The organism is Leucobacter sp. WKLB1 (assembly GCF_059696215.1).
Genome location: NZ_AP046115.1, coordinates 335,651 through 359,354 on the forward strand (window position 1 = coordinate 335,651; position 23,704 = coordinate 359,354).

Genomic DNA, 23,704 nt, shown 5'->3' on the forward strand with positions numbered 1-23,704 from the left:
GCCGGAGCCGGAGCGTGCGCGGCCGGCGACCCGCGTTCAGTCGTCTTCGGGCACCAGCAGCTGATGCTGCGCGAGCTCGCGGTACAGCGGGGTGCTCTCGACCAACTGCTCGTGAGTGCCCTCGCCGATCACGCGGCCCTCATCGAGCACCACGATCTTGTCGGAGTCGACCACCGTCGACAGACGGTGCGCGATCACGATGAGGGTGCGGCCGGTCGATACGGCGTCGAGCGCCTCGCGCATGAGGCGCTCGTTGACCCCGTCGAGGCTCGCGGTTGACTCGTCGAGCAGCAGGATCGGCGGGGCCGTGAGCAACGCGCGCGCGATGGCCAGGCGCTGCTTTTCACCGCCCGACAGCATCACGCCGTTCTCGCCGACGGGGAGGTCGAGCGCCCCGGCGAGCCCGCTGCTCGCGGGGCCGGACTGCCAGGTGCCGGCGCGATCCAGCAACCCGCCGAGGTTCACCGCGCGCAGCACACGCTCGCACGCGGCATCGGTCGCGTCGGGGGCCGCGAGCAGCAAGTTCTCGCGCAGCGTGCCCGCGAGCACGGGCGCGTCTTGCTCGACGTAGCCGAACTGGCGGCGCAGCTCCGCGCGGTCGAGCGATCGGATATCGGCACCGTGCAGTGCGACAACGCCCGATTCGGGATCGTAGAAGCGTTCCACGAGGCCCAAGATCGTCGACTTGCCCGCGCCCGATGGCCCGACGAGTGCGACCCGCGACCCGCGCGGCACCGTGAAGCTCACGCCGCGCAGCACCTCGGTCTTGATGAGGTCTGCGGGTGCGGCCTCGGCGTCGCGGCGCGACCCGCGACCGCCCCGCACGAGTTCGCGGGCGTCGGCGCGCTCGGGGGCGGCGGAGCGATACGTGAAGTGCACATCGCGCAGTTCGATGGCGGGGGCGGCATCGTCGCGCGCCTCATCGAGCGGCACCAGACGGCCGGCGGGGGATCGCTCGGCGTCATGCTCGGTCTCGGTGTCGAGGCCAGCGATCTCTTGGATGCGGCCCAGCGCGCCCAGCGCCTGGTTGATCGCGGCGATCGCGCCGAACGCCTGGCCGAGCGGGGTGACCATCAGGAAGAGGAAAATGATGAAGGTCACGAGCTGCGCGATGGTGATCGCACCGGTGGCGACGCGGTAGCCGCCGAGCCCGAGCACCACGAGGAATGACAGCTGCAGTGCGAGGAACGACACCGGCACGATGAACGCCGAAATGCGGGCGACCTTGACGCCGAGCACGTACGCCTCCGTCGCATCGCGCTCCGTCGCCGCCTGCTCGCGGTCGGCGGCGCCGGCGGCCCGGATGGTGCGGATCGACGAGATGGAGCGGTCCACCTGCGCTGCGAGGTCGCCCACCTTCTCTTGCGCGCGGGCCACGGCCGGGCGGATGCGCGACGAGACGGCGACCACCACGACGAGCGCGACGGCGATGACGCTGAAGGTGATGCCGAACAGTGCCGGATCGATCACGAGCATGCCGATGAGCGCGCCCACGAAGATGAGGAGGCCGCTGATCGCCTCGACCAACCCCTGGGTGAGCACGGCGCGCAGGAGCGTCGTGTCGCTGCCGACGCGCGAGACGAGGTCGCCCGTGCGGCGGCGGTCGAACTGCGAGATCGGCAGGTGCAGAATCTTCGCGATGAGGCGCTTGCGGCTGGTGAGCACCACGCCCTCGCCCATGCGCTGCAGCACATAGTGCTGCAGGCCGCTGAGCACGGCGCCGACCACCACGATCGCCGTGAGTGCCGCCAGGAATCCGCCGAGCGGCAGCCCCTCTTGCACGCGCGTGATGATTTGGCCGAGCATCGGCGGCTGCACGAGAGACGCGACGGCGGCGACAAGGCCGAGCACGAGCGCGATGACGAGCAGGCGACGCTGCTCGAAGAGGTACGGGATCAACTGGCGGATCGACGCGCGTGGGCCGCGGGTCGCCTGAGACGCCGCGTCAGCGCCGCCGCGTCGGCCGCGCGAGCGGGGCCCGGCGCCGCCGTCCGGCTGCCGTTCGCCGGCGTTGGCGGAGGCGCCGTCCGAAGTGCTGTCGGCTGAAGAAGAAGCTGCTGGTGCTGCTGACCCGGTCACCCGCCCAGCCTACGCGCTCGGGGCTGGGTGATCCGCCGCGCTGCGTCGGCCACACCCCGCCGCCCCACCGCTTCGCCCCCAACCGGATCGGGGTAACTTCGGACCAGTGCGGGCGCCGAAATGCGCCGCAACACTGGTCCGAAGTTACCCCGATCGCAGAGGTGCGGGCGGAAGCGCGGGCGGGAGCGCAGCGGAGCTGCGAAACCTACGCCGTGATGGCGCGCAGCTGCACGGCGAGGTGCAGCGCGGCTTCGGCGGCCTCGCGGCCTTTCGACTCGGGGGCGCCCGGGCGGCCCGAGCGGTCGATCGCCTGCTGCTCGGTGTCGGTGGTGAGCACGCCGAAGCCGACGGGCTTGCCCGTGTCGAGCTGCACGCGCGTCAGGCCGTCGGTCACCGACGAGCTGATGTACTCGAAGTGCGGGGTGCCGCCGCGAATCACGATGCCGAGGCACACCGCCGCGTCGAACCCTCCGCCGCCCGATTCGCGAGGGGTGAGCGCGACCTGCGCGGCGAGCGGCAGCTCGAACCCGCCGGCCACGGTGAACGTCTCGTGCTCGGCGCCGGCGGCCGAGACCGACTGCTGCGCGCCCGCGACGAGGTGATCCATGATCTCGGCGTGCCAGCTGCCGCCGATGATGGCGACCCGCAGGCCGGTGGCGTCGACGGTGAGATCCGGGGCTCCGGCTCCGCTCATGTGGTGCTCCTTCGAAAGAGGTGGGTGGGGTGCAGGATCGCCGAGCCTACTGGCTGTCGCGCACGTTCTCGGGCAGCTGGTGCCCCATGCGGTCGCGCTTGGCGGCGAGGTAGTTGAGGTTTTGCTCGGTCACGCCGACGAGCAGCGGCACGCGCTCGGTGACGGTGATGCCGTGCGCCTCGAGCTGTGCGACCTTCTCGGGGTTGTTGGTGAGCAGGCGCACGTGGTCGATACCGAGGTCTGCGAGGATCTCGGCGGCCGCGGTGTAGTCGCGGGCATCGGCGGGGAAGCCGAGCTGCAGGTTGGCGTCGAGCGTATCGACGCCCTGCTCCTGCAGCTGGTACGCACGGAGCTTGTTCGCGAGCCCGATGCCTCGCCCCTCGTGGCCGCGCAGGTAGATCACGACGCCGCCGACCTCGTGCACGCGGTCGAGCGCGGCGTCGAGCTGTGGGCCGCACTCGCACTTGAGCGACCCGAACGCCTCGCCCGTGATGCACTCGGAGTGCACGCGCACGAGCGCCTGGCCGCTGGGGAGTGAGCCGTCGGGGAGCGGGGCGACCAGCGCGACGTGGTCGATACCGGCGCGGCGGTCGCGGTAGGCCAGTGCGCGGAGGTCGCCGTGCTCGGTCGGCAGCAGGGTATCGGCGCGCAGGCTCACCCCGCGTCGAATCTGCTCTTCGGCAGCGGGGGCACCCGCGGGGTCGTGCTCGTTCAGGTATGCGATGAGCTGCTCGATGGTGATCACCGGTACCCCCTCGCGCGCGCCGAGCTGAATGAGTTCAGGCAAGCGCATCATCTCGCCATCGTCGGCGACGATCTCGGCGATCGCGGCGACCGGGCGCAGCCCGGCGAGCTGCATGAGTTCGACGCCGGCTTCGGTGTGCCCGTCGCGGGCGCGCACGCCACCGTCGACCGCCCGGAGCGGCAGCACGTGGCCGGGGCGGCGCACGTCGGTCGGCACCGCGTTCGGGTTCGCGAGCGCGCGCAGCGTCGTGGAGCGGTCGCTCGCGCTGATGCCGGTGGTGACGCCGTGCGCCGCATCGACGGTCACCGTGTACGCGGTGCCGCGCACGTCTTCGTTGCGCGACACCATCATCGGCAGGTCGAGTTCGTCGGCGATGGCATTCGTCATCGGCGCGCAGAGCAGGCCCGATGACCAGCGCACGGTCCAGGCGATCCACTCGGCCGAAGCGAGTTCCGCCGAGATGATGATGTCGCCCTCGTTCTCGCGATCCTCGTTATCGGCGACGATCACCGGTCGACCCTCACGAATGGCGGCGATGGCCTCGTCGATCGTGGAGATGCCGGGCGTGCGCGGGGCTGCGGAGTCGGTGGTGCTCATGCGCGGGTTCCTTCGGTGGTGGAGGCGGACAGCTCGGAAGCGGTGGAGAGTTCGACTGCGGCGGGCCCGACGCCGAGGCGCAGCATGCGGGCGACATGGCGGGCGAGAATGTCGGTCTCGACGTTCACCCGGTCGCCGGGCTGCAGGCCGCCGAGGATCGTGGCGACGAGCGTTTCGGGAATCAGCGACACCTCGAACCACTGCTCGGGCTCCGACTCCGCAGAGATCGACGAGACGGTGAGCGAGACGCCCGAGAGCGTGACCGAGCCCTTGTCGACGAGCAGGGGTGCGAGCGCCGCGTCGAGCGAGAAGCGCAGCACGCGCCAGGCCTCGTGCTCGGTCGCCGAGATCAGCGTGGCCGTGCCGTCGACGTGGCCCTGCACGATGTGCCCGCCGAGGCGGGTGTCGACGCGCACAGCGCGCTCGAGGTTCACCCGGCTGCCGGGGGCGACGTCGCCGATCGTCGACATCTTGATCGACTGCGCCATGACGTCGGCCGTGAAGGTCGCGCGTCCGTCGGCTGTCTCGCCGCGATCGATCACGGTGAGGCAGACGCCCGAGACGGCGATCGAGGCGCCGTGCGCCGCGTCACTGGTGACGGTCGGCCCGGCCACCACGAGTCGCAGCGAATCGTCGACCGGTTCCACGGAGACGATTTCGCCGATTTCTTCGATGAGTCCAGTGAACATCAGGATCCTTCCGTGGAGGCGCCGAGAGCGGCAGGGGGTGCGGTGTCGGGGTGAAGCGCGGTATCGAGCCGGTGATCCAGTCGTGCGGTCACGAGCAGGTCGTCGCCGAGTGCCGTCGTGGCCGCGTCCGAGAGGCGAGCGATCGCGTCGATATTCGGAATGCCGAGGTCGCCGATCGCGAGCTTCGGGCCTCCGAGCAGCGCGGGGGCGACGTACACGAGCACTTCGTCGGCGAACCCGGCGGCGAGCAGTGCACTCGCGACCGCGGGCCCGCCCTCGACGAATACGCTGCGGATGCCGCGCGATGCGAGCTCCGCGAGATCGGTGGCGAGGTCATCGCCGGTGAGCTGAATCGGCGCCGCGAGTCCGTGGGCCGCGAGCGCCGGGTGCTGGCGCAGCCGTGCGGCGTCGGGGATCGCGCGATGGCCGAGCACCACGGGGATGGGCTGATCCGCCGCGGGCACCAGCAATTCGCCGTGCGCGTCTCGCGCCGTGAGCGTGGGGTCGTCGGCGAGCAGCGTGCCGGTGCCGATCAGGATCGCGTCGGCCGCGGCACGGCGTGCGTGCACGTCGGCGCGGGCCTCGGGCCCCGTGATCCACTGGCTCGACCCGTCGGTTGCGGCGGCGCGCCCGTCGAGGGTCTGCGCCCATTTGACGATGACGCGCGGGCGCGTGGCGGCGAGGTCGTCGGTCGATTCGAGGACGGCGTCGGTGGCAGTCGTGCCGGATCCGCCCTGCGCCGCCAGCCACGGACCCAGCAGCGCTCGCGCCTCGCCCGGCAGCACGTTTCCGCGCACCTCGATACCGGCCGTGCGCAGGGTATCGGCGCCGCCTGATGACGCTTGGCCGGGGTCGGAGAGCGCGTATGCGACCGCGCCCACGCCGAGTTCGACGAGCGCGACGGCGCAGGGGCCGGTGCGGCCGGTGTGATTGCAGGGCTCAAGGGTGACCACGGCGGTCAGTTCGCGGGTGCGGGATCGCCACTCCGAAGGCAGATGAGCGATGGCATCGACCTCTGCGTGGGGGGTGCCGGCACCGCGGTGCCACCCCTCGGCGACGATGCGCCCCTCGGGGTCGAGCAGCACGCAGCCGACCTGCGGATTCGGGGTGTCGGCGGGGCCGCGTCGTGCGATCGTCAGACCGCGCCGCATGCCCTCCTCGATGAGGCCCTGATCGAGCATCCCGGTCCGCCGTTCTCCACTGCGTGCCGGGTGCGCAGGGTCGACGGACGCCCGTCACCCGCGCGTTCCTCTCATCCGGACTCGAACGCCATCAGGCGTCCATCACCGTCGGTATCGGAGTTTCACCGATTCAACATCGTGGGTACGACGCTCGCGGACTGTCACCGCCGGTTCGGAATCACACCGACCCCGGAACACGATCATCATCGTAGTCCGCATCGCTCGGAAGTGTGAATGCGGGTGCATTGATTTCGCCCGGGGCGCAACACGGCGCAACATAGCAGCGCGTCGATCGGGTCGATACCGGGATCACTCGAACAGATCGGTGAGCAGTTTGCCGCTCGCGATCACGTTCATCGTCAGCACGATGATGAGCGCGTTGAAGAAGAACGCCATTGAGGTGTGCCACACGATGGTCCAGCGCATGCGAGTGCTCGTGATCTGCACATCGGAGACCGCGAAGGTCGTGGCGTTGGTGAACGCGAGATATACGAAGTCGACGAGCCGGGGCTCAGGGGTGCCGGGGAAAAGCAGGGATGGCTCGGCTGCGCGGTGATACTTCGAGTAGTAGATGCGGGCGAAGCCCCAGTTGAAGATCGCCCACGACAGCAGCATCGCCCAGACGGCTGAGAACTCGGCGATCGGCTCGTGCGTGCCCTGGCCCAGCTGGGAGATGAGGTCGAGTGCGACGATGAGGCCGATGGCGCTCGCTCCGAACGTGACGATCGTCGAGAGTGCGCGCGTGATCGGGTGGCCGACGATGATGCGTACCGCGGTCGGGTCGGGCCGGTCGATGCGCACCAGCACATTCAGTGCGATGACCGTCGAGCCGAGATACAGCGTCGCGATGATGCACCACAGCACCAACTGCACCGTGTCGGTGGCTTCGTCGTCGGAGCCCCACACCACCCACCAGCCGACCCAGACGAGCAGCAACTGGACGAGCAGGCCGCCGATCTCATTCGCGACGTTGAACGCGGTGGTGACACGGGCACGGCGCGTGGCCCGCGCGGTCTGTGCCGTGCGCGCAGCGCTCGCCGCAGCAGGCTCAGTCATGGCCGGAGCCCGACGCGCCGGCCGTCGCCGACGAGACGAGATCGCGCATCGAGGCGTCGGGCAGGTAGGCGCGCGTCAGCGCGATGCCGATGCGCGGCAGGTCGCCCTCGTCTCGGAACAGCAGATGCAGCGACTCGGATCGCGGATTGAACTTCTGCTTGAAGCGATGGAGCGAGGAGAAGCCGTAGAGGGGTTCGAGCAGACCGCCCAGCTGATCCAGCACCTGATCGACTGGGCCCGCCTCGGCTGCCGATGGCCGCACGAGCGGCGCCCCCGACAGTGAGACGAAGTCGAACCCCTCATCTGAGAAATGCTTCGCCGAGGAGGCGATCAAGAATTCCATGACCGGGCCGAAGCCGCCGTCGCGACGGCGCATCAGATCGAGCGTCCACCCGACGATGCGGGGCTCGCCGGTGTCGGCGGCGGCCGGCCCGTACACGGGCAGCCACGAGGTGACCCCGTGCAAGTTGCCCTCGGGGTCGACGGCGAGGCCGACGCGCACGTCTCGGTCGAGGGCCTCCTCGACGGTGCCGAGCGTGAACTTCATCTCGGGGAGCCCTTTGTCGCCGGCCCACTGCTCCGAAATGGCGCGCACCTGCGCGAGGACGTTCCACGGTTCGTCGGCGAGAGTCACCATACGGAAGGAGATGTCTTCGCGACCTGCTCGGTTGACCGCCGTGCGCACCGCGCCCCAAGCCTTGCCGGTGAACGCGAGCCCGGGCAGATCTACAATCGTGTCTTCGGCGACGACGACGGAGCGCCACCCCTCGGGCTTCGCAACAGCCGACGCCGTGCTGGCCGAGAACGCGCACGGGATCAGCCCGGCCTGCTGCGTGGTGTGCGCGAACTGCTCGAGCGCTGCCGAGCGCTCCGACGCGGCAACGAGCGGGTCGCCGAGCATGATGGCGACGCCCGCGTGGGCCTGATACGCGATCGCCCCGTCGCCGGCGGCGATGCGCTGGTTGGCCTCCCACGTGGTCATCCACGAGATCGTGCCGCCCCCGAATCGCTCGAGACGGTCGATGAGCTGGTCTCGGGTGAGCGGCTCGGCGGCAAGCGTGCGGCGCGACTGACGCAGCCGCACGCGGAAAGCCCCGCGGCTCACGATGAGGAACACCACGATCGCCAACCAGAGCAGTGCGGGGGCCAACAGCAGCGCGAAGAGCTCGCGCGGGGAGTCGACGGCGCCGGCCGCCACGGCGGTCGGAATCAAGATGAACCCGAGGATCGCCGTGGCGAGGTTGAAAAGGCCGAGCACGAGCGCCGCGATCCACGCCACGCGATAGCCCTTGCGAATGCCGTTGGCGATGAGCGCGATGACCACGATGTCGATCGCGACATCGATGAACGAGGCTGCGGGGTGATTCGATCCGAGGGGGCCGTCGAATGGAACAACGAGGTCGATGATCTGGATCACGCCGACCGCGATGAGGCCCGAGAGCCCGATGAGGCGCCACTCGCGCTGCGTGGGCCGCCCCGCCGGGTGGCGGAAGGCAGGGAGCCAGCCGCTCGCGATCAGGCCCACCGTCATCGCCACGGCGTGCTCGAGATCGTAGAGCTCGCCCAGGTAGAGCACCGAGATGCCGACCCACAGGCCGATCGCGATGCGGGCGCGCAGGCGCCAGGGGGCCGGGAGCGTCGCGATCGCGAACACAAGCGCGGTGAACGCCGCGCACGACGGGCCGACGTCGAGATCGTTCGACAGTCGCACCGCCCAGACCCACCCCGTCTGAGAGACGAGCAGCAGAATGCCCGCGGCGCCCAGCACGCCGAGCACGTGCCCGCCGAGCGCGAGGCCGGCGGTGCGCAGCGCGCCGAAGCGCCACTCGGCCCAGCTGAGGCCGCCGACGAGCAGAGGAAGCAGTGTGAGATAGACGAGCGGATGATCGACGAAGAACGGCGACGTGAAGATCGTCCACCAGCGGCCCTCTTGGAAGGCGGGGAGGCCGGTCGCAACTTCGGGGTACCAGGGCTGATCGACGGTGGGCTGCCAGAGCGTGCCGGTCGCGATGCCGACCACCAGCATGGTGAGCAGGAATGCGATGGTGAACCGGGTGCGACGCAGCACGCCGAGCACCCGGTTCGGAGTGCGTTCGTCGGGTCGCTGGGGGGCCTCGGCGGCAGTCATGGACTCAGTCTAGAGATCGTGGCGAGAGGCGGCTAGCGTGGATTGCGGGCGGGGACTCCGCCTGTCTGCAACGCGAGGTCGCGGGCTGCCGCGGCCGGAACTGGAGTGGTGATGCGCGCCGTAACGTACGTCAGGAACAACACCGTCGAGATCCATGACAAGCCGGTGCCCGAGATCGCGCCCGATGAGGTGCTGCTGAAGGTCGGAGGCGCGGGGCTCTGCCACTCGGATATCGCGATCATCGGCTTCGGCGACGACAACCCGCTCATCGGCAGCACGCTCGGCCACGAGGTGTCGGGCACGGTCGAGCAGCTCGGTGCCGACGTGCGGGGCTGGCAGGTGGGGGATCGCGCGCTCGTCGCCCTCATTCTCGCCTGCGGGCAGTGCCGCGAGTGCCTTGCGGGCCGCGACAATCAGTGCGAAACGGTGTACCCGCGCGCGGCTCTCGCGCCGCTGTCGCCCGGCATCGGCAGCCCCGGGGGCATGGCCGACTACATCGCCGTGAAATCGCACCACCTCGACCCGATCGGCGACCTCGACCTGGTCGCTGCGGCGCCGCTCGCCGACGCGGCGCTGACCCCCATGCACGCCATCAACACGGTGCGTGATCGCATGACCGGTGACGCCACCGTCGTGACCATCGGGCTCGGCGGCCTCGGTCACATGGCGCTGCAAATTCTGGCCGCGACAACCGGCGCGCGCATCATCGCACTCGACACCGACCCCGCGAAGCTCGCGTTCGCCGAATCGCACGGCGCCGACCTCGCGCTGCCGAGCGACGGAGATGCAGCCGCGCGCATTCTCGCGGAGACCCGTGGCGTCGGGGCCGACGTCGTGTTCGACTTCGTGGGCGTGCAGCCCACCGTCGACCTGGCGCTCGCCGTCGTGCGCGGCGGTGGGGCCATCCGCTTCGTCGGGCTCGGCGATGGTGCGTTCAGCTACGTCGCCGGCAGCGGTACGCCGCTGCCCTGGGGCGTCAACATCGAGCGCGCGTACGGCGGCACCCGCTCGGATATGCGCCAGGCGGTCGCGCTCGCTCGCGCCGGCAAGATCGGCGTCGAGGTGGTGCGCTACTCGCTCGACGACGCAGTGCAGGCGTTCGACGACCTGCATCACGGGCGCGTGCAGGGCCGCGCGGTGCTCGTCCCGTAGCGGGTGGACTCGTGGGCGCCCGGCGATCCGGCCGTTGTCAGGCAGCGGCTGCCGCGGGCGCCCGCAGCTCGGCGGCCGAGGCCCGCAGGCACGAGAGGAACGTGCGGATCGCCGCGCCCTGATCGCTGCGCGCGCGTCGGGCGGCCAGCAGTTGGGTCGTCGGGGAGCCCGCGAGCGGTACGGTCGCGATCGACGGGGGCACGAGGAGGCCGATCGACTCGGGCAGAATGCTCGTGCCGACCCCGGCGGCGACGAAGCCGATCGCCGTCTCCTGGTGCACGACTTCCTCGGCGACACGGGCGACGCTGCCCGCCTCGCCGAGAACCTGGGCGACGCGATCCACGAACCCCGACATCATCGATCGGGGGTACGCAATCATCGGCACCGTACTGATTTCTGCGGCAGTGACCTCCCGCTGCGAGGCGAGCGGATGCGTGCGCGGCAGGCAGGCGACGAGACGCTCCTCGTACACGACCTCGGCGCGGATCGCCGATGCTGCGCGACCGGTCAGGCCGGGGGCCTCGTCGCGCACGATGGCCACGTCGAGCGAACCGTCGCGCAACCGCTCGAGTTGTTCGCCCGAGGTGAGCGGAATCAACTCGAGGGCCACCCCGGGTCGCTCTGCCCGGAAGCGACGCGCGACACCGGGCAGCAGCGTGGAATTCGCGGAGCTCACGAAACCGACGCGCAACGCGCCGGTCAACCCGTCGGTGAAGTCGCGGAGCTCGCCGCGCACCTCATCGAGCTCGGCGAGCACTGCCCGGGCGCGGGCCTGCAGGTGCCGGCCGGCTGCGGTCAGGCGCACACTGCGCGTCGTGCGCTCGAAGAGCGTGACCCCGAGTTCCTGCTCCAGCCGCGAGATCTGGAGGCTCAGCGGGGGCTGCGACATATGCAGCTGTTCGGCCGCGCGGCCGAAATGGAGCTCGTCTGATACCGCTAAGAAGTAGCGCAGCTGACGGAGTTCCATGGGGCCACGATACGCCGCGAATGTTCCCATTCCGTTACCGGTTGATTACGAGTGAAACGGTATGAATCCCAGGTCAAAAGGGTATTTGACTGGATGCTGAAACCTGGCTTTTCTGGGTTGCACCGACCCGGATTCGAAGGAGTTCACCGTGACCGAACCGACCACGCAGACCACCCCCAGCACCCGCATCGACATGCTCTACCTCAGCGAGCCCGAGGTGATTGCCGCCGGGGTCAAAGACATGGAGCGCTGCATGGAGGTCATGGAAGAGGTGCTCGTGCTGGTGGCCAAGGGCGACTACCGCATGGCCGGCAACTCGGCGAACTCGCACGGCGCGCAGATCAGTTTTCCGCAGTCGTCGCCCTTCCCCGGAATGCCGCTCGATGCCGCAGACCGCCGGTTCATGGCAATGGCCGCCTATCTCGGCGGCCGCTTCGACGCCGCCGGGGTGAAGTGGTACGGATCCAACATCGACAACCGCGAGCAGGGGCTGCCCCGCTCCATCCACCTCATCGTGCTGAACGACAAAGAAACAGGCGCACCGTTCGCCATCATGTCGGGCAACCTCGAGAGCGCGTACCGCACGGCGGCCGTGCCCGGTGCGGCGGCGAAGAAGCTCGCACCGATCAACGCGAAGTCGCTCGGCATCATTGGCCCCGGTGCGATGAACAAGAGCGCCCTGCACGCCATGACCACCGCGCGCCCCACGCTCGACACGATTCGCATCAATGGGCGCCGCAAGGAGTCGTCCGAGGCGTTCGCCGACTACGTGAAGCTGCACTACCCGCAGTTCACCACCATCGAGATCGCCGAAACCGCCGAGGCCGCGGTGCGCGACTCCGACATCGTTTCTGAAGCCGTGACCGGCCTCGTCGGTTCCGAGAACTACCCGTACATCGACGGCGACTGGATCAAGCCGGGTGCCTTTCTGAGTCTGCCGGCCAACCTCAAGATGGATGAGGCCTACACGGTCTCGGGCAAGGCACGACTCATCGCCGACGCGAAGAAGATCTACGAGGCCTGGGCCGAGGAGTACCCGGCGCCTTCGCACGAGACCGCCTTCGGCATGATCGGCCTGTACTGGCAAGACCTGATCGACGCCGGCAAGCTCGACGAGTCGCGCGTCGTCAACATCGGCGATGTGTTCGACGGCACCGCGCAGGGCCGCGAGTTCGAGGAGCAGCCCGTGCTCTTCAGCGTCGGCGGCATGGGCGTCGAAGACGTGGCCTGGGCCAAGACGGTCTACGAGAACGCGGTCGAGCTCGGCATCGGCACGAAGCTCAACCTCTGGGATGCGCCGGATCTGGCCTGACCCCATCCCGCCGCAGTCGCCCCCTTCTCGCCCCCTTTCCCAGAGAGCACGTGATCACCGCATGACCTCCGAAACCACCACCTACGCCATCATCGGAGCCGGGCTGAGCGGCGCCGCGGCCGCCTGGCGCCTCGCCCAGTCGGGCGCCGAGGTCATCGTGCTCGAGCGCGACATCCCGGCATCGGCGCAGGGCAGCTCGCACGGCTCCGCCCGCATCTTTCGATACGCCTACCCCGATGCGTTCTACACCGACCTCGTGGTGCGGGCGAAGCACGGGTGGGATGAGCTTGAGGCGGCGAGCGGCAAGCGACTCATCACGCCGAGCGGTGCGCTCGACTTCGGTGCCGTGCGCAACCCGCGCGGTCTCGCCGAGGTGCTCGAGCAGGCTGACATCGAACACGAGCTCGTGAGTGCTACGACTGCCGAAGCGCGCTGGCCGCAGCTGCGCTTCGATACCGAGGTGCTGTGGCACCCGGGAGCCGGAGTACTCGACGCCGAGGCCTCGGTCAAAGCCATGCTCGATCTCGCTCAGGGCGCCGGCGCGCAGGTGTACATCGGGTGGGAGGCCGCGAACGTGCAGGCGAAATCGGGAGGGGCGGGGTATGTCGTCACCTCGACCCGCGGCGACACCGTGCACGCCGAGCAGGTCATCGTGGCCGCGGGCGGGTGGTTGCCGGCGCTGCTCGGCGACCTCGACCTGCCGACCGGGTTCGCCGAGGCGATGCCGCAGTTCGAGGTGCGGCAGGAGAACGCGTACCACTTCCCGTATCGCGACATTCTGCATCGCGGCGAGACCGCCCGCTACGGATCGACGTCGTGGCCGACCTTCATCTACAAGGGCGAAGAGATGCAGACGTACAGCCTGCCGGGCGGGCGCGATGCCGACTTCCGCGGCCAAAAGATCGCCGAGTACAACGGCGGGCGGGCGATCCGCTCGGCGCGCGATCAGGATGGGCAGATCGATCCGGCGAACCGCGACCGCATCGTGCAGTTCGTCACGGACTTCACCCCGGGCCTGATTCCGGAATCCTACGAGGAGACCACGTGCCTCTTCACGAACGTGCCGGGCGACGACATGATCATCGACCGGGCCGAGGGCATCACGATCCTCTCTCCGTGCTCGGGCCAGGGCGCGAAGTTCGCCCCGCTGCTCGGTGAGCTCGTCGCCGACCTGGTGGCCGGTTCGCAGGTGCCGCACGATCGGTTCCGTGCCACGGGCCAGCGATTCGCGGGGGTGTGAGATGAGGCGGATCACCACGGCCGGCGACGCGAACGCGCTCCTCGCCGAAATCGCCGGCGTCGGCACCGACCCCGTGCGCGGGGGATATACGCGCCCCGTCTTCTCGGCCCCCGAGCTCGAACTACGCACCTGGTTCGCGCGTCACGCCGTCGACCGCGGGCTCTCGCTCGAAACCGACGGCAACGGCATCATCTGGGCCTGGTGGGACGTGCCGAGCGGTGACCGCAGCGGTGCCATCGTCACCGGCTCGCACCTCGACTCCGTGCCGGGTGGTGGCAACTTCGACGGCCCGCTCGGCGTTGTCAGCGGACTGGCCGCCGTCGATCGGCTGCGCGAGCGCGGCATCCAGCCCGGTCGGCCGCTGGCCGTCGCCGTGTTCCCCGAAGAAGAGGGCAGCCGCTTCGGCGTCGCGTGTCTCGGCTCGCGCCTGATGGCGGGAGTGACGCCGCCGAGCCGCGTGCGCGAACTGACCGATGACGCGGGGGTGAGCTATGCGCAGGCCGCGACGGCGGCCGGGTTCGATCCGGATCGCATCGGCCCCGACCCCGAGCGCCTCGCCCGCATCGCAGCGTTCGTGGAGTTGCACGTGGAACAGGGCCGTGGACTCGAAGATCTCGGGCAGCCGATCGCTATCGCGGGCGCGATTCTCGGTCACGGCCGCTGGCACGTGATCATCGAAGGCCGCGGCGATCACGCCGGGGCGACGCGCATGAGCGATCGCCAGGACCCGGTGGTGGTCGCGGCCGAGATGATCCGGAGCACGCGCGAGCGCACCCTCGCCGTCGCCGACGCCCGCGGCACCGTTGGCCGCATCGCCGTCGTACCCGGCGGCACCAACGTCATCGCCTCGCGCGCCGAAACGTGGCTCGACGTGCGCCACCGCGACGAAGCCTCGGTGCGTCGCATCGTCTCCGAGATTCGCGCCGATGTGCAGCGCGCCGCCGAAGCCGAGGGGTGCACGGTGCGCGTCGAGGAGCAGTCGTTCTCGCCGACCGTCGACTTTGACCCGAAGCTGCGCGCGCACCTGCGCGGCGTGCTCCCCGAAGCCCCTGTGCTCGACACTGGCGCCGGCCACGACGCGGGCGTGCTTGCCGCAGTGATTCCCACCGCGATGCTGTTCGTGCGCAACCCCACGGGCGCATCGCACACCCCCGCCGAAACCTCCGAGCCCGCCGATGTCGCGGCCGGAGTCGAGGCACTCACCGACGTGCTGGAGTCGCTCCTCACCAGCTGATTCCGTGCTTCGAAACACCCTCCCCGAACCGCCCCCGAAAGGACCGATATGGATATCACCTCGCAGGTGAACACGGCGTGGATGCTCACCGCCACCGTCGCCGTCACCCTCATGCTGCCCGGGCTCGCGCTCTACTACGGCGGCCTCTCGCGCACCAAGAACATCCTGAACACCATCATGATCGTCTTCGGCGGCTTCGCCGTCACCGCCGTGCTGTGGGTGCTCGTCGGCTACGGTCTCACGCTCGGCGACTCGGTCGGCGGTGCGGGCATCATCGGCAACCCGACCGGCCTGATCGGCATCGGCGACCTGCTCGGCGCTGAAACTCCCGAGGGAGCGGTGCCCGCGATTCTGATCGCGGTCTTCCAATTGATCTTCGCCGGCCTCACCGTCGGCATCATCGGCGGTGCGGTCGAGGGGCGCATGAAGTTCTCGACGTGGCTGATCTTCAGTGGCCTGTGGGCGACACTCGTGTACTTCCCGGTGGCGCACTGGGTGTTCGCGTTCGATGCAGCCGACGGATCGACGATCGGCGGCTGGATCGCCAACCGCGTGCACGCCATCGACTTCGCCGGCGGCACCGCCGTGCACATGAATGCGGGTGTCGCGGCACTCGTACTCGCGCTCTTCCTCGGCAAGCGCCGCGACTTTCCGCACGTCGGTCGGCCCGGCAATCTGCCCATCGCGATTCTCGGTGGCGGCCTGCTGCTCGTCGGCTGGTACGGCTTCAACGGCGGATCGTCAGGCGGCATCAACGACAGCGCCGGAGTCGCGCTCACCAACACGCTCGTCGCGGCCTGCGCCGGTCTGCTCGGCTGGCTGCTGATCGAGCGCATCGTACGCAAGGCGGCCACCTCGCTCGGTGCGATCTCGGGCGTGCTCGGCGGGCTCGTGGGCATCACCCCCGCCGCGAACTCGGTATCGCCGGTCGGTGCACTCGGCATCGGATTCCTCGCGGGCATCGTCGCGTTCGCGACGCTTGGCCTCAAGGAGAAGCTCGGCTACGACGACGCGCTCGACGCGGTGGCGATCCACATGTTCCCCGGCATCTTCGGCACGATCGCAATCGCCTTCATCGCCGATCCCAGCTCGCCCGCGGGTGCGACCGGCATCTTCTTCGGCGGTGGCTGGGAACTGCTCGGCGCACAGCTCACGGCGGTCGGTGCGGTCTTCGCCTACACGTTCATCGTCACGGCGATCATCGCATTCGTGCTCAAGAAGACCATCGGGCTCCGCGTACCCGAGGGCGAGGAGCGCGCCGGTCTCGACACCTCGCTGCACGTCGAGACCGCGTACGAGTTCGACGATACGCGGTCGTGAGCTGCTCCTCCGCTCGCATCCGCTCCGCTCTCGCATGAAATCTTGAAAGGATACGCATCATGAAGCTCATCACCGCAGTGCTGCAGACCAGCGCCCTTGAACCCGTCAAGCTCGCCCTCGCCGAAGTCGGCGTGAAGGGAATGACGATCTCGGATGCGAAGGGTCACGGCACCCAGACCGGCAAGGTCGAGGTCTACCGCTCGCAGAAGGTCAAGGTCGACTTTCTCCCGAAGCTGTACGTCGAGATCGTGGTCGCCGATGACGTACTCGAACCAGCGCTGACGGCGATCCAAGACGCCGCGCGCACCGGCTCGATCGGCGACGGCAAGATCTGGGTTACCGACGTGCTCCAGGTGATTCGCGTGCGCACCGGCGAGACCGGGGAAGACGCGACGAAGTAGTCGGCCGCCGGGCCCGGAAGCACGAAACCCCGCAGCGTCGCCGCTGCGGGGTTTCGTGGTGCGCCGGTGAGAAATTACCGGATCAGCCCAATGCGCTCGTACACGAGGTCGAGTGTGCGGTTCGCGACCTCGTTGGCGCGATCGGCGGCCCGTGCAAGCAGCCGGTCGAGTTCGGCCGGATCCGCCAGCAGCTCTTCCGTGCGCGTGCGCACCGGAGCGAGGCTCTCCTCGACGACCTCGACGAGGCCCTTCTTGAGGTCGCCGTAGCCGCGGCCCGCGTACTCCGCTTCGAGCGAGGGGATCGTGCGCCCGCTGAGCACCGAGTAGATGGTGAGCAGGTTCGCGACGCCGGGCTTGGCCTCGCGGTCGAACCGGATCTCGCCGTCGGCGTCGGTAACGGCCCGCATGATCTTCTTCTTCGTGACGTTGGCGGGGTCGAGCACCTTGATGAGGCCGGCTTCGCTCTCGGCCGACTTCGACATCTTCGCCGTGGGCACCTGCAGGTCGTAGATCTTCGCCGTGCCCTTCGGGATCTGCGCCTCGGGCACCACGAACGTCTCGCCGAAGCGCGAGTTGAAGCGCGCGGCGAGGTCGCGAGTGAGTTCGACGTGCTGGCGCTGATCTTCACCCACCGGCACGTTGGCGGCCTGGTACAGCAGGATGTCGGCGGCCATCAGGATCGGATAGGTGAAGAGCCCGACCGACGACGCGTCGGCGCCGTTCTTCTGCGACTTGTCTTTGAACTGCGTCATGCGGCTGGCTTCGCCGAAGCCGGTGACGGTGTTGAGCACCCAGGCGAGCTCGGCGTGCGCGGGAACCTGCGACTGCACGAACAGCGTCGATTTTTCAGGATCGATGCCGGCGGCAATGTACTGGGCGGCAGTGCGGCGGGTGCGGGCGACGAGCTCGGCCGGATCTTGCGGCACCGTGATCGCGTGCAGGTTCACGACGCAGAAGAACGCGTCGAAGTTTTCCTGCATCTGCGTCCACTGGCTCAGGGCGCCGATGTAGTTGCCGAGCTGCAGCGAATCGCTCGACGGCTGCATGCCCGAGAAGAGCACGGGCTTGGTGGTGTCACTCATGGGAGTTCCTTGCGAAGTGTTGCGAGCGGGAGTTCAGGCGCGGTAATCGACCACGGTGGCGGCGTGATCCGACCAGCGGGCGTCGTACGACTCGGCCCGGTCGACCGTGTAGTGCTCGACGCGCTCGGCGAGCGCCGGCGTGACGACCTGGTAGTCGATGCGCCAGCCCGTGTCGTTGTCGAATGCCTGGCCTCGGTTCGACCACCAGGTGTACGGGCCGTCGATCTCGCCGTGGAAGCGGCGACCCACGTCGACCCAGCCGTAGCCGGCGCCCTCGGTGCCGTCGACACCGGTGATGGTCTCGCCGTCGGCCCCGAAGAACCGGTCGAAGTAGGAGCGCTCACGCGGCAGGAACCCGGCGCGCTTCACGTTGCCCTTCCAATTCTTGATGTCGAGTTCGCGGTGGCCGACGTTGAAGTCGCCGACGATCGCGACGAGCTCGCGCTCGGCCGAGAGCTCGCGCATGCGCTCGCCCATTGCGTCGAGGAAGGCCCACTTCGCCTCTTGACGCGGGGTATCGACCTCACCCGAGTGCGTGTAGTTGCTGATGACGGTGAGCGGGGTGCCGCCGAGGTCGAAGTCTGCTTCGATCCAGCGACCCGACGACTGGATCTGCTCCTGCGCGTCGAGGGCGCCGAGGCCCACGCGGTGCGCAGTGGCGGGAACGCGGCTCGCGATGGCGACGCCGGCGCGGCCCTTGATCTGGCAGGGATCGTGCAAGAAGTGCCAGCCCTCGCCGAGCAGCTCGGTGAGGTGGGAGTCATCAGCGCGCACCTCTTGCAGGGCGAGCACGTCGACGCCGCGTGCCTCGAGCCAGTCGCCCATGCCTTTCCGGTACGCGGCCCGGATGCCGTTGACGTTGACGGATGCGAGACGCAAGGTTTCAGCCATGCCCGCCAGTCTACTTCGGGCCGGCCCCGCCGGTCGCGCCGGAGAACTTCCGTCGTGCGGATCCTGCGCCGGCGACTGCACCGTGTGAGCGAATTTCTCCGCCGCGACGGAAGATGCCGACCGCCGCCCAGACGCACCTCAGCCGAGTACCGCCGCGTCACAGTTCGTTGCATCCCGTAACGCGGCGACGCGCACCGCACCGTGCCCAAGCGGCCGCGTGCACCGCGAGATCCCCGCCGTCGCGCCGATCTGCGCGCTCCACCGCGGATCATCAGGGTCGTCGATGCGGCCCCATTACCGCTGAGTATTGGACGCTCCGACGAGCGCTCGGGCACCGTGATGTTTCACGTAGAACCCCCGAAGCTCCAGGAGAGGCGCACACTATGCCGGTCGAATTCATCAGCCTGACCTACCCGAATGCATCGACCGAGCTCGCGCCCATCCCGAACGCGCAGATCGACCGCGACTACCTGATCCGCTACGCCCGAGCCGTCGAAGACGCCGGGTTCGACTACACGCTGCAGCCCTACGGATCGTCGTCGTTCGACCCATTCATCACGGGGGCGACGCTGGCGCAGCACACGGAGCGCGTGCGCCCGATCATCGCACTGCGCCCGAACAACATCCACCCGACCTACGCGGCGAAAACCCTCGCGACGCTCGACCAGGTGAGCGGCGGCCGCGCTGTCGTTCACTTCATTTCAGGTGGCAACGCGATCGAGCAGGCGCGCGAGGGCGACTTCCTCTCCAAAGAGGCCCGGTACGACCGCACGGAGGAGTACATTCGCATCCTCCGCCGCGCGTGGGAATCGGACGAACCATTCGACTGGGACGGCGAGCACTACCGGTTCACGGGGTTCTCGAACCGCGTGCGCCCGGTGCACGGCACCATTCCGATATCGGTGGGAGGATCCTCCGCCGACGCCTACCGCGTCGGCGGAGCGCTCGCCGACATCTTCGGCCTCTGGGGCGAGCCGCTCGCCGAGACACAGGAGCAGATCGAACGGATCGCGGCGGCGGCCGACGCGGCCGGGCGCACCACGCGGCCGCGCACGTGGGTGACGTTCCGCCCGATCATCGCGCCGACCGAGGCGCTCGCGTGGGAGAAAGCGGAGCGCGTGCTGGGTGCCCTCACCCGGCCCGCGGCGGCGTCATCGCCCCGCCCCGAACGCGCGCACGGCACTCCCGAGAACGTCGGATCGCAGCGCCTGCTCGACATCGCGGCGCGGGGCGACCTGCACGACCGCGCGCTCTGGACCTCGCCCGCTGCGGCGACGAATGCGGCGGGCGCCTCGACGGCACTCGTCGGCACCCCTGAGACGGTGGCGGCCGCGATCCTCGACTACGTCGACCTCGGTGCCGAACTCTTCTCGATTCGCGGGTACGACAACCTCAACGACGTCATCGACTACGGCCGGTACCTGTTGCCGCTCGTGCGCGAAGAACTGGCCCACCGGGCCGCGACGGGGCGTTCCGGCGAGATCGTCGCCAACGATCCCATCACCGAGCCCTCCCCGCGGCCGGCCCCGGTACTCGCGGCCGCCTGACCGGCGACCCCGCACCCGCACTCCACTGCCACAACCTCCTCGAAAGGACAGCCCTCGTGACTTCATCACCCCGTCAGGTGCACCTCAATCTGCTGGTTTCCGGGTTCGGCACCCACGGCGGCGCCTGGCTGCATCCGTCGGCGCGGGGACTCGATCCGCGCGACCTCGAGCACTACGTACGCATCGCCGAGACGGCAGAGCGCGGCACGTTCGACGCGCTGCTGTTCGCCGACGCTCCGGCGCTCGGCACGGGTGCGGGTGCGTACCTCGGCAACCCGTTCGAGCCGATCACCTTGCTCGCCGCCCTGGCGGCGCGCACGTCGCACATCGGGCTGATCCCGACCGCCTCGACCACGTTCAACGAGCCGTACAACCTGGCCCGCTTCGTGGCGTCGCTCGACCTGATCAGCGGCGGCCGCGCGGGATGGAACGCGGTGACCACTTCGAACCTCGATGCGGCCCGCAACTTCGGGCTCGACGCCCATCTCGCGCACGAGGTGCGGTACGAGCGGGCCGACGAGTTCATCGCGGTGGTGCAGCAGCTGTGGCACAGCTGGGAGCGCGGCGCGGTCGACGTGGTGCCCGAGCGACGTCAGCAGGTGCGTCCGGGCAGCGTGCACCGCATCGAGCACGCGGGCGAGATCTTCTCGGTCGAGGGGGCGCTCAACGTGCCGCCGAGCCCGCAGGGCCGACCCGTGCAGGTGCAGGCGGGTGGCTCCGGGGCAGGCATCCGCCTGGGCGCGCGCTACGCCGAACTCGTCTACGCGAACGCGGGGTCGCTCGAGTCGTCGCGCGCCTTCCTGCAGGAATTCAAGGAGACCGCGGCGTCGTACGGCCGTGACCCGGGGCACATCGCCATCGCCCCCGGGGTGGTGCCCTTCGTCGCCGGCACCGAGGAGGAGGCCCGCCGTGTGAAGCGCGAGATCGAGGCCGGCATCGACGTCGCCGCGCTTCTGCCGGAGGCCGAAAAGCGGCTGTTCGTCGACCTGTCGGGGTTCGACCTCGACGCGCCCTTCCCGGCGCACCTGCTGCCGGACGTGGCCGAGGCGACGAACTCGATTCGCACCTACGCGGAGCTGCGGGCGACATTGCAGGCTGGTGAGTACACGGTGCGCGAGGCGCTGCTGCGGGTGAGCGGCGGATCGATCCACCGCGAATTCGTCGGCTCGGTCGAGCAGTTCGCCCACGAACTCGAGACCTGGTTCGTCGCGGGCGCCGCCGATGGCTTCACGCTGATGCCGCCGCTCGTTCCCGATCAGCTCGACGCGCTCGTGGACGGCGTCGTGCCGATCCTGCGCGAGCGTGGCCTCTTCCGCGAGGCCTACGAGGCGACCACCCTGCGCGGCCACTACGGCATCCCGGAGCCCGAGGCTCCGATCGGGCGGACGCGCGAGCGGGTGCCGGCGTGAGCGCCGCGGTCCTGACCCGCGTCGGCCTCGGCGCCAGTGCGGGCACCGGTGCTCGGGTGGCGTGGCGCGTCGCACGCTCCCTCGTCTCCCTCGTGCTCGTGCTGTTCGTCACCGCGTCACTCACCTTCCTGGTGATGGAACTCGCGGGCGGTGATCCGGTGTCTGCCGTGCTGGGTGAGAACGCGGTCATCGACGAAGCGACGCGGCAGGCCGTCATCGCGCAGTACGGGTTGGATCAGCCGGTCTGGATTCGCTACCTCGACTACCTGTCGGGGTTGCCGTTCGGTGACTTCGGCCTGTCGTACGTGCAGCGGAAGCCGGTGAGCGAGGTGCTCGCCGTGGGGTTCGCCCCCACCGCGCAGCTCGCGCTCGCCGCCGCGGTGGTCGCGATCGTGATCGCGCTCTTCGTCGGACTCGGCACCTCGCGCACCCGCCCGGTGCCGCGCTTCATCGCGCAGGCGCTCGAGCTCGTGCTCGTGTCGACGCCGACGTTCTGGCTCGGCATCATCTTGCTGACGATCTTCGGGTTCGGCCTTCGCTGGTTCCCGATCTGGGGCGATGACGGCTGGCAAAGCCTGGTGCTGCCCGCGTTCGCGCTCGGGCTGCCGATCGCGGCGATGCTCGCGCAGGTGATTCGCGAGGGGGCGGATCGCGCGGAGTCCGAACCCTTCGTGCTTTCGGCGCGGGCGCGCGGCATCAGTGAACGCCGGGTGCGGTACGTACACATCCTGCGCCACGCGGCCGGGCCGGCGCTCAACGTCGCGGGCCTCGTGATCGGCGGCCTGCTCGGCGGCGCCGTGCTGACGGAGAGCGTCTTCGGCCGTGCGGGCCTCGGATCCATCGCCCTGCAGGCGATCGTGCGCCGCGATCTCCCTGTGGTGCTCGCGGTGGTGCTCGTCTCGGCCACCGTCTACGTGATCGTGAGCACGATCACCGATCTGCTGCAAACCGTGCTCGATCCGCGCACCGCCCACGCCGAACGGAGGGCCGTCTGATGACCACCCCGACCCTGCTCGACTCCGGGACCCGCCCGACCGCGCCTACGGCTGTGCCCGAGGGGTCCGAAGCCGCCGCGCCCTCTGCCGCGCCGCCGACGCTCGCGCGCACCGTCGCCGACACCGCGGCCGCTGCAGCACCGGTGGGGCCCGGCACCGCACCAAGGTGGCGCCGGATCGCGCACCTCGCCGGGGTGATCGCTCTGGGCCTGCTGCTCGCCCTGCTCGCCGCCGCGGTCGCCGTTCCAGGATGGCTCGCGCCCTACCCGCCGCTTGCCGCCGATACGCAGGCGACGCTGCAGGCGCCGAGCGCCGCGCACCTGCTCGGCACCGATCCGATCGGCCGCGACGTGCTGTCTCGCCTCATCTACGGCGCTCGCTACTCGCTGTCGATCGGCGTCGGCGCGACCCTCCTGGCCGCGATCATCGGCACCGTGCTCGGCACCCTCGCGGGCATCGCGCCGCGCGCGGCCGACGAGGTCATCGTTCGCCTGCTCGATGTGGTGAACGCCGTGCCCGAGATCCTGCTCGCCCTCGTCGTCATCGCGATCGTGGGGCCCGGGCCGCTCAATATCATCATCGCCATCGGCATCGCCGCGATTCCGCGCTTCGCCCGCGTGGTGCGCGTGCAGGTGCGCGCGCTGCAGCACAGCGGCTGGGTCGAGAGCGCGGTCACGCAGGGCCTCGGGTTCTGGCACCGCGTCGGCAAGCACATCGTGCCCAACACCATCGGTCCGGTCGTGGTGCTCGCGACGATCGGCACCGGCACCGCGATTCTGAACGCCGCCGGCCTCTCGTTCCTCGGGCTCGGCCCGCAACCGCCCGCTCCCGAGTGGGGCGCTGTGCTCGCCGAGAGCCGAGATTACTTCACCCTCGGCTGGTGGGTAGCGGTCTTCCCCGGACTCGCCGTGCTCGGCACCGTGTGCCTCATCACCGTTGTCGGCCGCCGCCTGCAGCACCGCTATCAGGGAACGGAAGCCTGATC

20 protein-coding genes and 1 riboswitch are annotated in these 23,704 nt (G+C 69.6%); of the genes, 10 read left to right on the forward strand and 10 right to left on the reverse strand.

Annotated elements, in window-relative coordinates:
* Nucleotides 1-36: 36 nt before the first annotated feature.
* From ACZF5Y_RS01640 to ACZF5Y_RS01670, 7 genes are all read right to left on the reverse strand, one after another.
* Nucleotides 37-2,079, reverse strand: coding sequence for an ABC transporter ATP-binding protein (locus ACZF5Y_RS01640; RefSeq protein WP_497534093.1), 2,043 nt, complete (start codon nt 2,077-2,079; stop codon nt 37-39).
* A gap of 205 nt (nt 2,080-2,284) precedes the next feature.
* On the reverse strand, nt 2,285-2,773 hold the full coding sequence (gene ribH / locus ACZF5Y_RS01645) for a 6,7-dimethyl-8-ribityllumazine synthase (protein ID WP_497534094.1): 489 nt from the start codon (nt 2,771-2,773) through the stop codon (nt 2,285-2,287).
* A gap of 46 nt (nt 2,774-2,819) precedes the next feature.
* A complete protein-coding gene (gene ribA, locus ACZF5Y_RS01650) occupies nt 2,820-4,115 on the reverse strand; it encodes a GTP cyclohydrolase II (RefSeq protein ID WP_497534095.1) in 1,296 nt (431 codons plus the stop codon).
* Nucleotides 4,112-4,804: a riboflavin synthase gene (locus ACZF5Y_RS01655; RefSeq protein ID WP_497534096.1), complete on the reverse strand. Its 693-nt coding sequence runs from the start codon at nt 4,802-4,804 to the stop codon at nt 4,112-4,114. Before ACZF5Y_RS01655 ends, ribA begins: the two co-directional genes overlap by 4 nt.
* Nucleotides 4,804-5,985 carry a bifunctional diaminohydroxyphosphoribosylaminopyrimidine deaminase/5-amino-6-(5-phosphoribosylamino)uracil reductase RibD gene (gene ribD / locus ACZF5Y_RS01660; RefSeq protein WP_497534097.1) on the reverse strand — a complete coding sequence of 394 codons (1,182 nt, stop codon included), beginning with the start codon at nt 5,983-5,985 and terminating at the stop codon, nt 4,804-4,806. Before ribD ends, ACZF5Y_RS01655 begins: the two co-directional genes overlap by 1 nt.
* A 59-nt stretch (nt 5,986-6,044) precedes the next feature.
* Nucleotides 6,045-6,186, reverse strand: a riboswitch (FMN riboswitch).
* 108 nt (nt 6,187-6,294) lie between these two features.
* A complete protein-coding gene (locus ACZF5Y_RS01665) occupies nt 6,295-7,041 on the reverse strand; it encodes a DUF1345 domain-containing protein (protein ID WP_497534098.1) in 747 nt (248 codons plus the stop codon).
* Nucleotides 7,034-9,169 (reverse strand): bifunctional lysylphosphatidylglycerol flippase/synthetase MprF, encoded by a 2,136-nt coding sequence (locus tag ACZF5Y_RS01670; RefSeq protein WP_497534099.1) that lies wholly within the window; start codon nt 9,167-9,169, stop codon nt 7,034-7,036. The genes ACZF5Y_RS01665 and ACZF5Y_RS01670 overlap by 8 nt, the downstream gene beginning before the upstream one ends.
* A gap of 111 nt (nt 9,170-9,280) precedes the next feature.
* On the opposite strand from ACZF5Y_RS01670, the gene ACZF5Y_RS01675 reads away from it, so the two are divergent.
* Nucleotides 9,281-10,321 carry an alcohol dehydrogenase catalytic domain-containing protein gene (locus ACZF5Y_RS01675; RefSeq protein ID WP_497534100.1) on the forward strand — a complete coding sequence of 347 codons (1,041 nt, stop codon included), beginning with the start codon at nt 9,281-9,283 and terminating at the stop codon, nt 10,319-10,321.
* A 37-nt stretch (nt 10,322-10,358) separates the two neighbouring features.
* Here ACZF5Y_RS01675 and ACZF5Y_RS01680 read toward each other — a convergent pair whose 3' ends face one another.
* Nucleotides 10,359-11,288 carry a LysR family transcriptional regulator gene (locus ACZF5Y_RS01680; RefSeq protein ID WP_497534101.1) on the reverse strand — a complete coding sequence of 310 codons (930 nt, stop codon included), beginning with the start codon at nt 11,286-11,288 and terminating at the stop codon, nt 10,359-10,361.
* Nucleotides 11,289-11,436: 148 nt separating this feature from the next.
* Here ACZF5Y_RS01680 and ACZF5Y_RS01685 point away from each other — a divergent pair, with 148 nt between their 5' ends.
* The 5 genes from ACZF5Y_RS01685 (at nt 11,437) to ACZF5Y_RS01705 (ending at nt 16,795) form a co-directional block, all read left to right on the forward strand.
* On the forward strand, nt 11,437-12,600 hold the full coding sequence (locus ACZF5Y_RS01685; protein ID WP_497534102.1) for a tyramine oxidase subunit B: 1,164 nt from the start codon (nt 11,437-11,439) through the stop codon (nt 12,598-12,600).
* Nucleotides 12,601-12,661: 61 nt separating this feature from the next.
* A complete protein-coding gene (locus tag ACZF5Y_RS01690) occupies nt 12,662-13,840 on the forward strand; it encodes an FAD-dependent oxidoreductase (RefSeq protein ID WP_497534103.1) in 1,179 nt (392 codons plus the stop codon).
* A gap of 1 nt (nt 13,841) precedes the next feature.
* Entirely contained in the window at nt 13,842-15,074 is a 1,233-nt protein-coding gene (locus ACZF5Y_RS01695; RefSeq protein WP_497534104.1) for an allantoate amidohydrolase, read from the forward strand.
* 48 nt (nt 15,075-15,122) lie between these two features.
* Nucleotides 15,123-16,394 carry an ammonium transporter gene (locus ACZF5Y_RS01700; protein WP_497534105.1) on the forward strand — a complete coding sequence of 424 codons (1,272 nt, stop codon included), beginning with the start codon at nt 15,123-15,125 and terminating at the stop codon, nt 16,392-16,394.
* 59 nt (nt 16,395-16,453) lie between these two features.
* Nucleotides 16,454-16,795: a P-II family nitrogen regulator gene (locus ACZF5Y_RS01705; RefSeq protein WP_497534106.1), complete on the forward strand. Its 342-nt coding sequence runs from the start codon at nt 16,454-16,456 to the stop codon at nt 16,793-16,795.
* Between the two features lie 74 nt (nt 16,796-16,869).
* Here ACZF5Y_RS01705 and trpS read toward each other — a convergent pair whose 3' ends face one another.
* Together trpS and ACZF5Y_RS01715 are read right to left on the reverse strand one after the other, a co-directional pair.
* Nucleotides 16,870-17,877, reverse strand: coding sequence for a tryptophan--tRNA ligase (trpS, locus tag ACZF5Y_RS01710; RefSeq protein WP_497534107.1), 1,008 nt, complete (start codon nt 17,875-17,877; stop codon nt 16,870-16,872).
* Nucleotides 17,878-17,910: 33 nt separating this feature from the next.
* The gene (locus tag ACZF5Y_RS01715; RefSeq protein WP_497534108.1) at nt 17,911-18,768 is read right to left on the reverse strand and encodes an exodeoxyribonuclease III; all 858 of its coding nucleotides are present in this window, start codon (nt 18,766-18,768) and stop codon (nt 17,911-17,913) included.
* 383 nt (nt 18,769-19,151) lie between these two features.
* Here ACZF5Y_RS01715 and ACZF5Y_RS01720 point away from each other — a divergent pair, with 383 nt between their 5' ends.
* From ACZF5Y_RS01720 to ACZF5Y_RS01735, 4 genes are read left to right on the forward strand one after another with little or no spacing between them, the layout of a single operon-like run.
* On the forward strand, nt 19,152-20,315 hold the full coding sequence (locus ACZF5Y_RS01720) for an LLM class flavin-dependent oxidoreductase (protein ID WP_497534109.1): 1,164 nt from the start codon (nt 19,152-19,154) through the stop codon (nt 20,313-20,315).
* A 56-nt stretch (nt 20,316-20,371) separates the two neighbouring features.
* A complete protein-coding gene (locus tag ACZF5Y_RS01725; RefSeq protein WP_497534110.1) occupies nt 20,372-21,724 on the forward strand; it encodes an NtaA/DmoA family FMN-dependent monooxygenase in 1,353 nt (450 codons plus the stop codon).
* Nucleotides 21,721-22,719 carry an ABC transporter permease gene (locus ACZF5Y_RS01730; RefSeq protein WP_497534111.1) on the forward strand — a complete coding sequence of 333 codons (999 nt, stop codon included), beginning with the start codon at nt 21,721-21,723 and terminating at the stop codon, nt 22,717-22,719. Before ACZF5Y_RS01725 ends, ACZF5Y_RS01730 begins: the two co-directional genes overlap by 4 nt.
* Entirely contained in the window at nt 22,719-23,702 is a 984-nt protein-coding gene (locus ACZF5Y_RS01735) for an ABC transporter permease (RefSeq protein ID WP_497534112.1), read from the forward strand. Before ACZF5Y_RS01730 ends, ACZF5Y_RS01735 begins: the two co-directional genes overlap by 1 nt.
* Nucleotides 23,703-23,704: the final 2 nt, after the last annotated feature.

What these genes read in the sequence shown, in the direction of transcription:
- ribH (WP_497534094.1), bottom strand. Translation starts at nt 2,773, where the DNA reads ATGAGCGGAGCCGGAGCCCCGGATCTCACCGTCGACGCCACCGGCCTG.
- ribA (WP_497534095.1), bottom strand. Translation starts at nt 4,115, where the DNA reads ATGAGCACCACCGACTCCGCAGCCCCGCGCACGCCCGGCATCTCCACG.
- ACZF5Y_RS01655 (WP_497534096.1), bottom strand. Translation starts at nt 4,804, where the DNA reads ATGTTCACTGGACTCATCGAAGAAATCGGCGAAATCGTCTCCGTGGAA.
- ribD (WP_497534097.1), bottom strand. Translation starts at nt 5,985, where the DNA reads ATGCTCGATCAGGGCCTCATCGAGGAGGGCATGCGGCGCGGTCTGACG.
- ACZF5Y_RS01665 (WP_497534098.1), bottom strand. Translation starts at nt 7,041, where the DNA reads ATGACTGAGCCTGCTGCGGCGAGCGCTGCGCGCACGGCACAGACCGCG.
- ACZF5Y_RS01670 (WP_497534099.1), bottom strand. Translation starts at nt 9,169, where the DNA reads ATGACTGCCGCCGAGGCCCCCCAGCGACCCGACGAACGCACTCCGAAC.
- ACZF5Y_RS01675 (WP_497534100.1), top strand. Translation starts at nt 9,281, where the DNA reads ATGCGCGCCGTAACGTACGTCAGGAACAACACCGTCGAGATCCATGAC.
- ACZF5Y_RS01680 (WP_497534101.1), bottom strand. Translation starts at nt 11,288, where the DNA reads ATGGAACTCCGTCAGCTGCGCTACTTCTTAGCGGTATCAGACGAGCTC.
- ACZF5Y_RS01690 (WP_497534103.1), top strand. Translation starts at nt 12,662, where the DNA reads ATGACCTCCGAAACCACCACCTACGCCATCATCGGAGCCGGGCTGAGC.
- ACZF5Y_RS01695 (WP_497534104.1), top strand. Translation starts at nt 13,842, where the DNA reads ATGAGGCGGATCACCACGGCCGGCGACGCGAACGCGCTCCTCGCCGAA.
- ACZF5Y_RS01700 (WP_497534105.1), top strand. Translation starts at nt 15,123, where the DNA reads ATGGATATCACCTCGCAGGTGAACACGGCGTGGATGCTCACCGCCACC.
- ACZF5Y_RS01705 (WP_497534106.1), top strand. Translation starts at nt 16,454, where the DNA reads ATGAAGCTCATCACCGCAGTGCTGCAGACCAGCGCCCTTGAACCCGTC.
- trpS (WP_497534107.1), bottom strand. Translation starts at nt 17,877, where the DNA reads ATGAGTGACACCACCAAGCCCGTGCTCTTCTCGGGCATGCAGCCGTCG.
- ACZF5Y_RS01715 (WP_497534108.1), bottom strand. Translation starts at nt 18,768, where the DNA reads ATGGCTGAAACCTTGCGTCTCGCATCCGTCAACGTCAACGGCATCCGG.
- ACZF5Y_RS01720 (WP_497534109.1), top strand. Translation starts at nt 19,152, where the DNA reads ATGCCGGTCGAATTCATCAGCCTGACCTACCCGAATGCATCGACCGAG.
- ACZF5Y_RS01735 (WP_497534112.1), top strand. Translation starts at nt 22,719, where the DNA reads ATGACCACCCCGACCCTGCTCGACTCCGGGACCCGCCCGACCGCGCCT.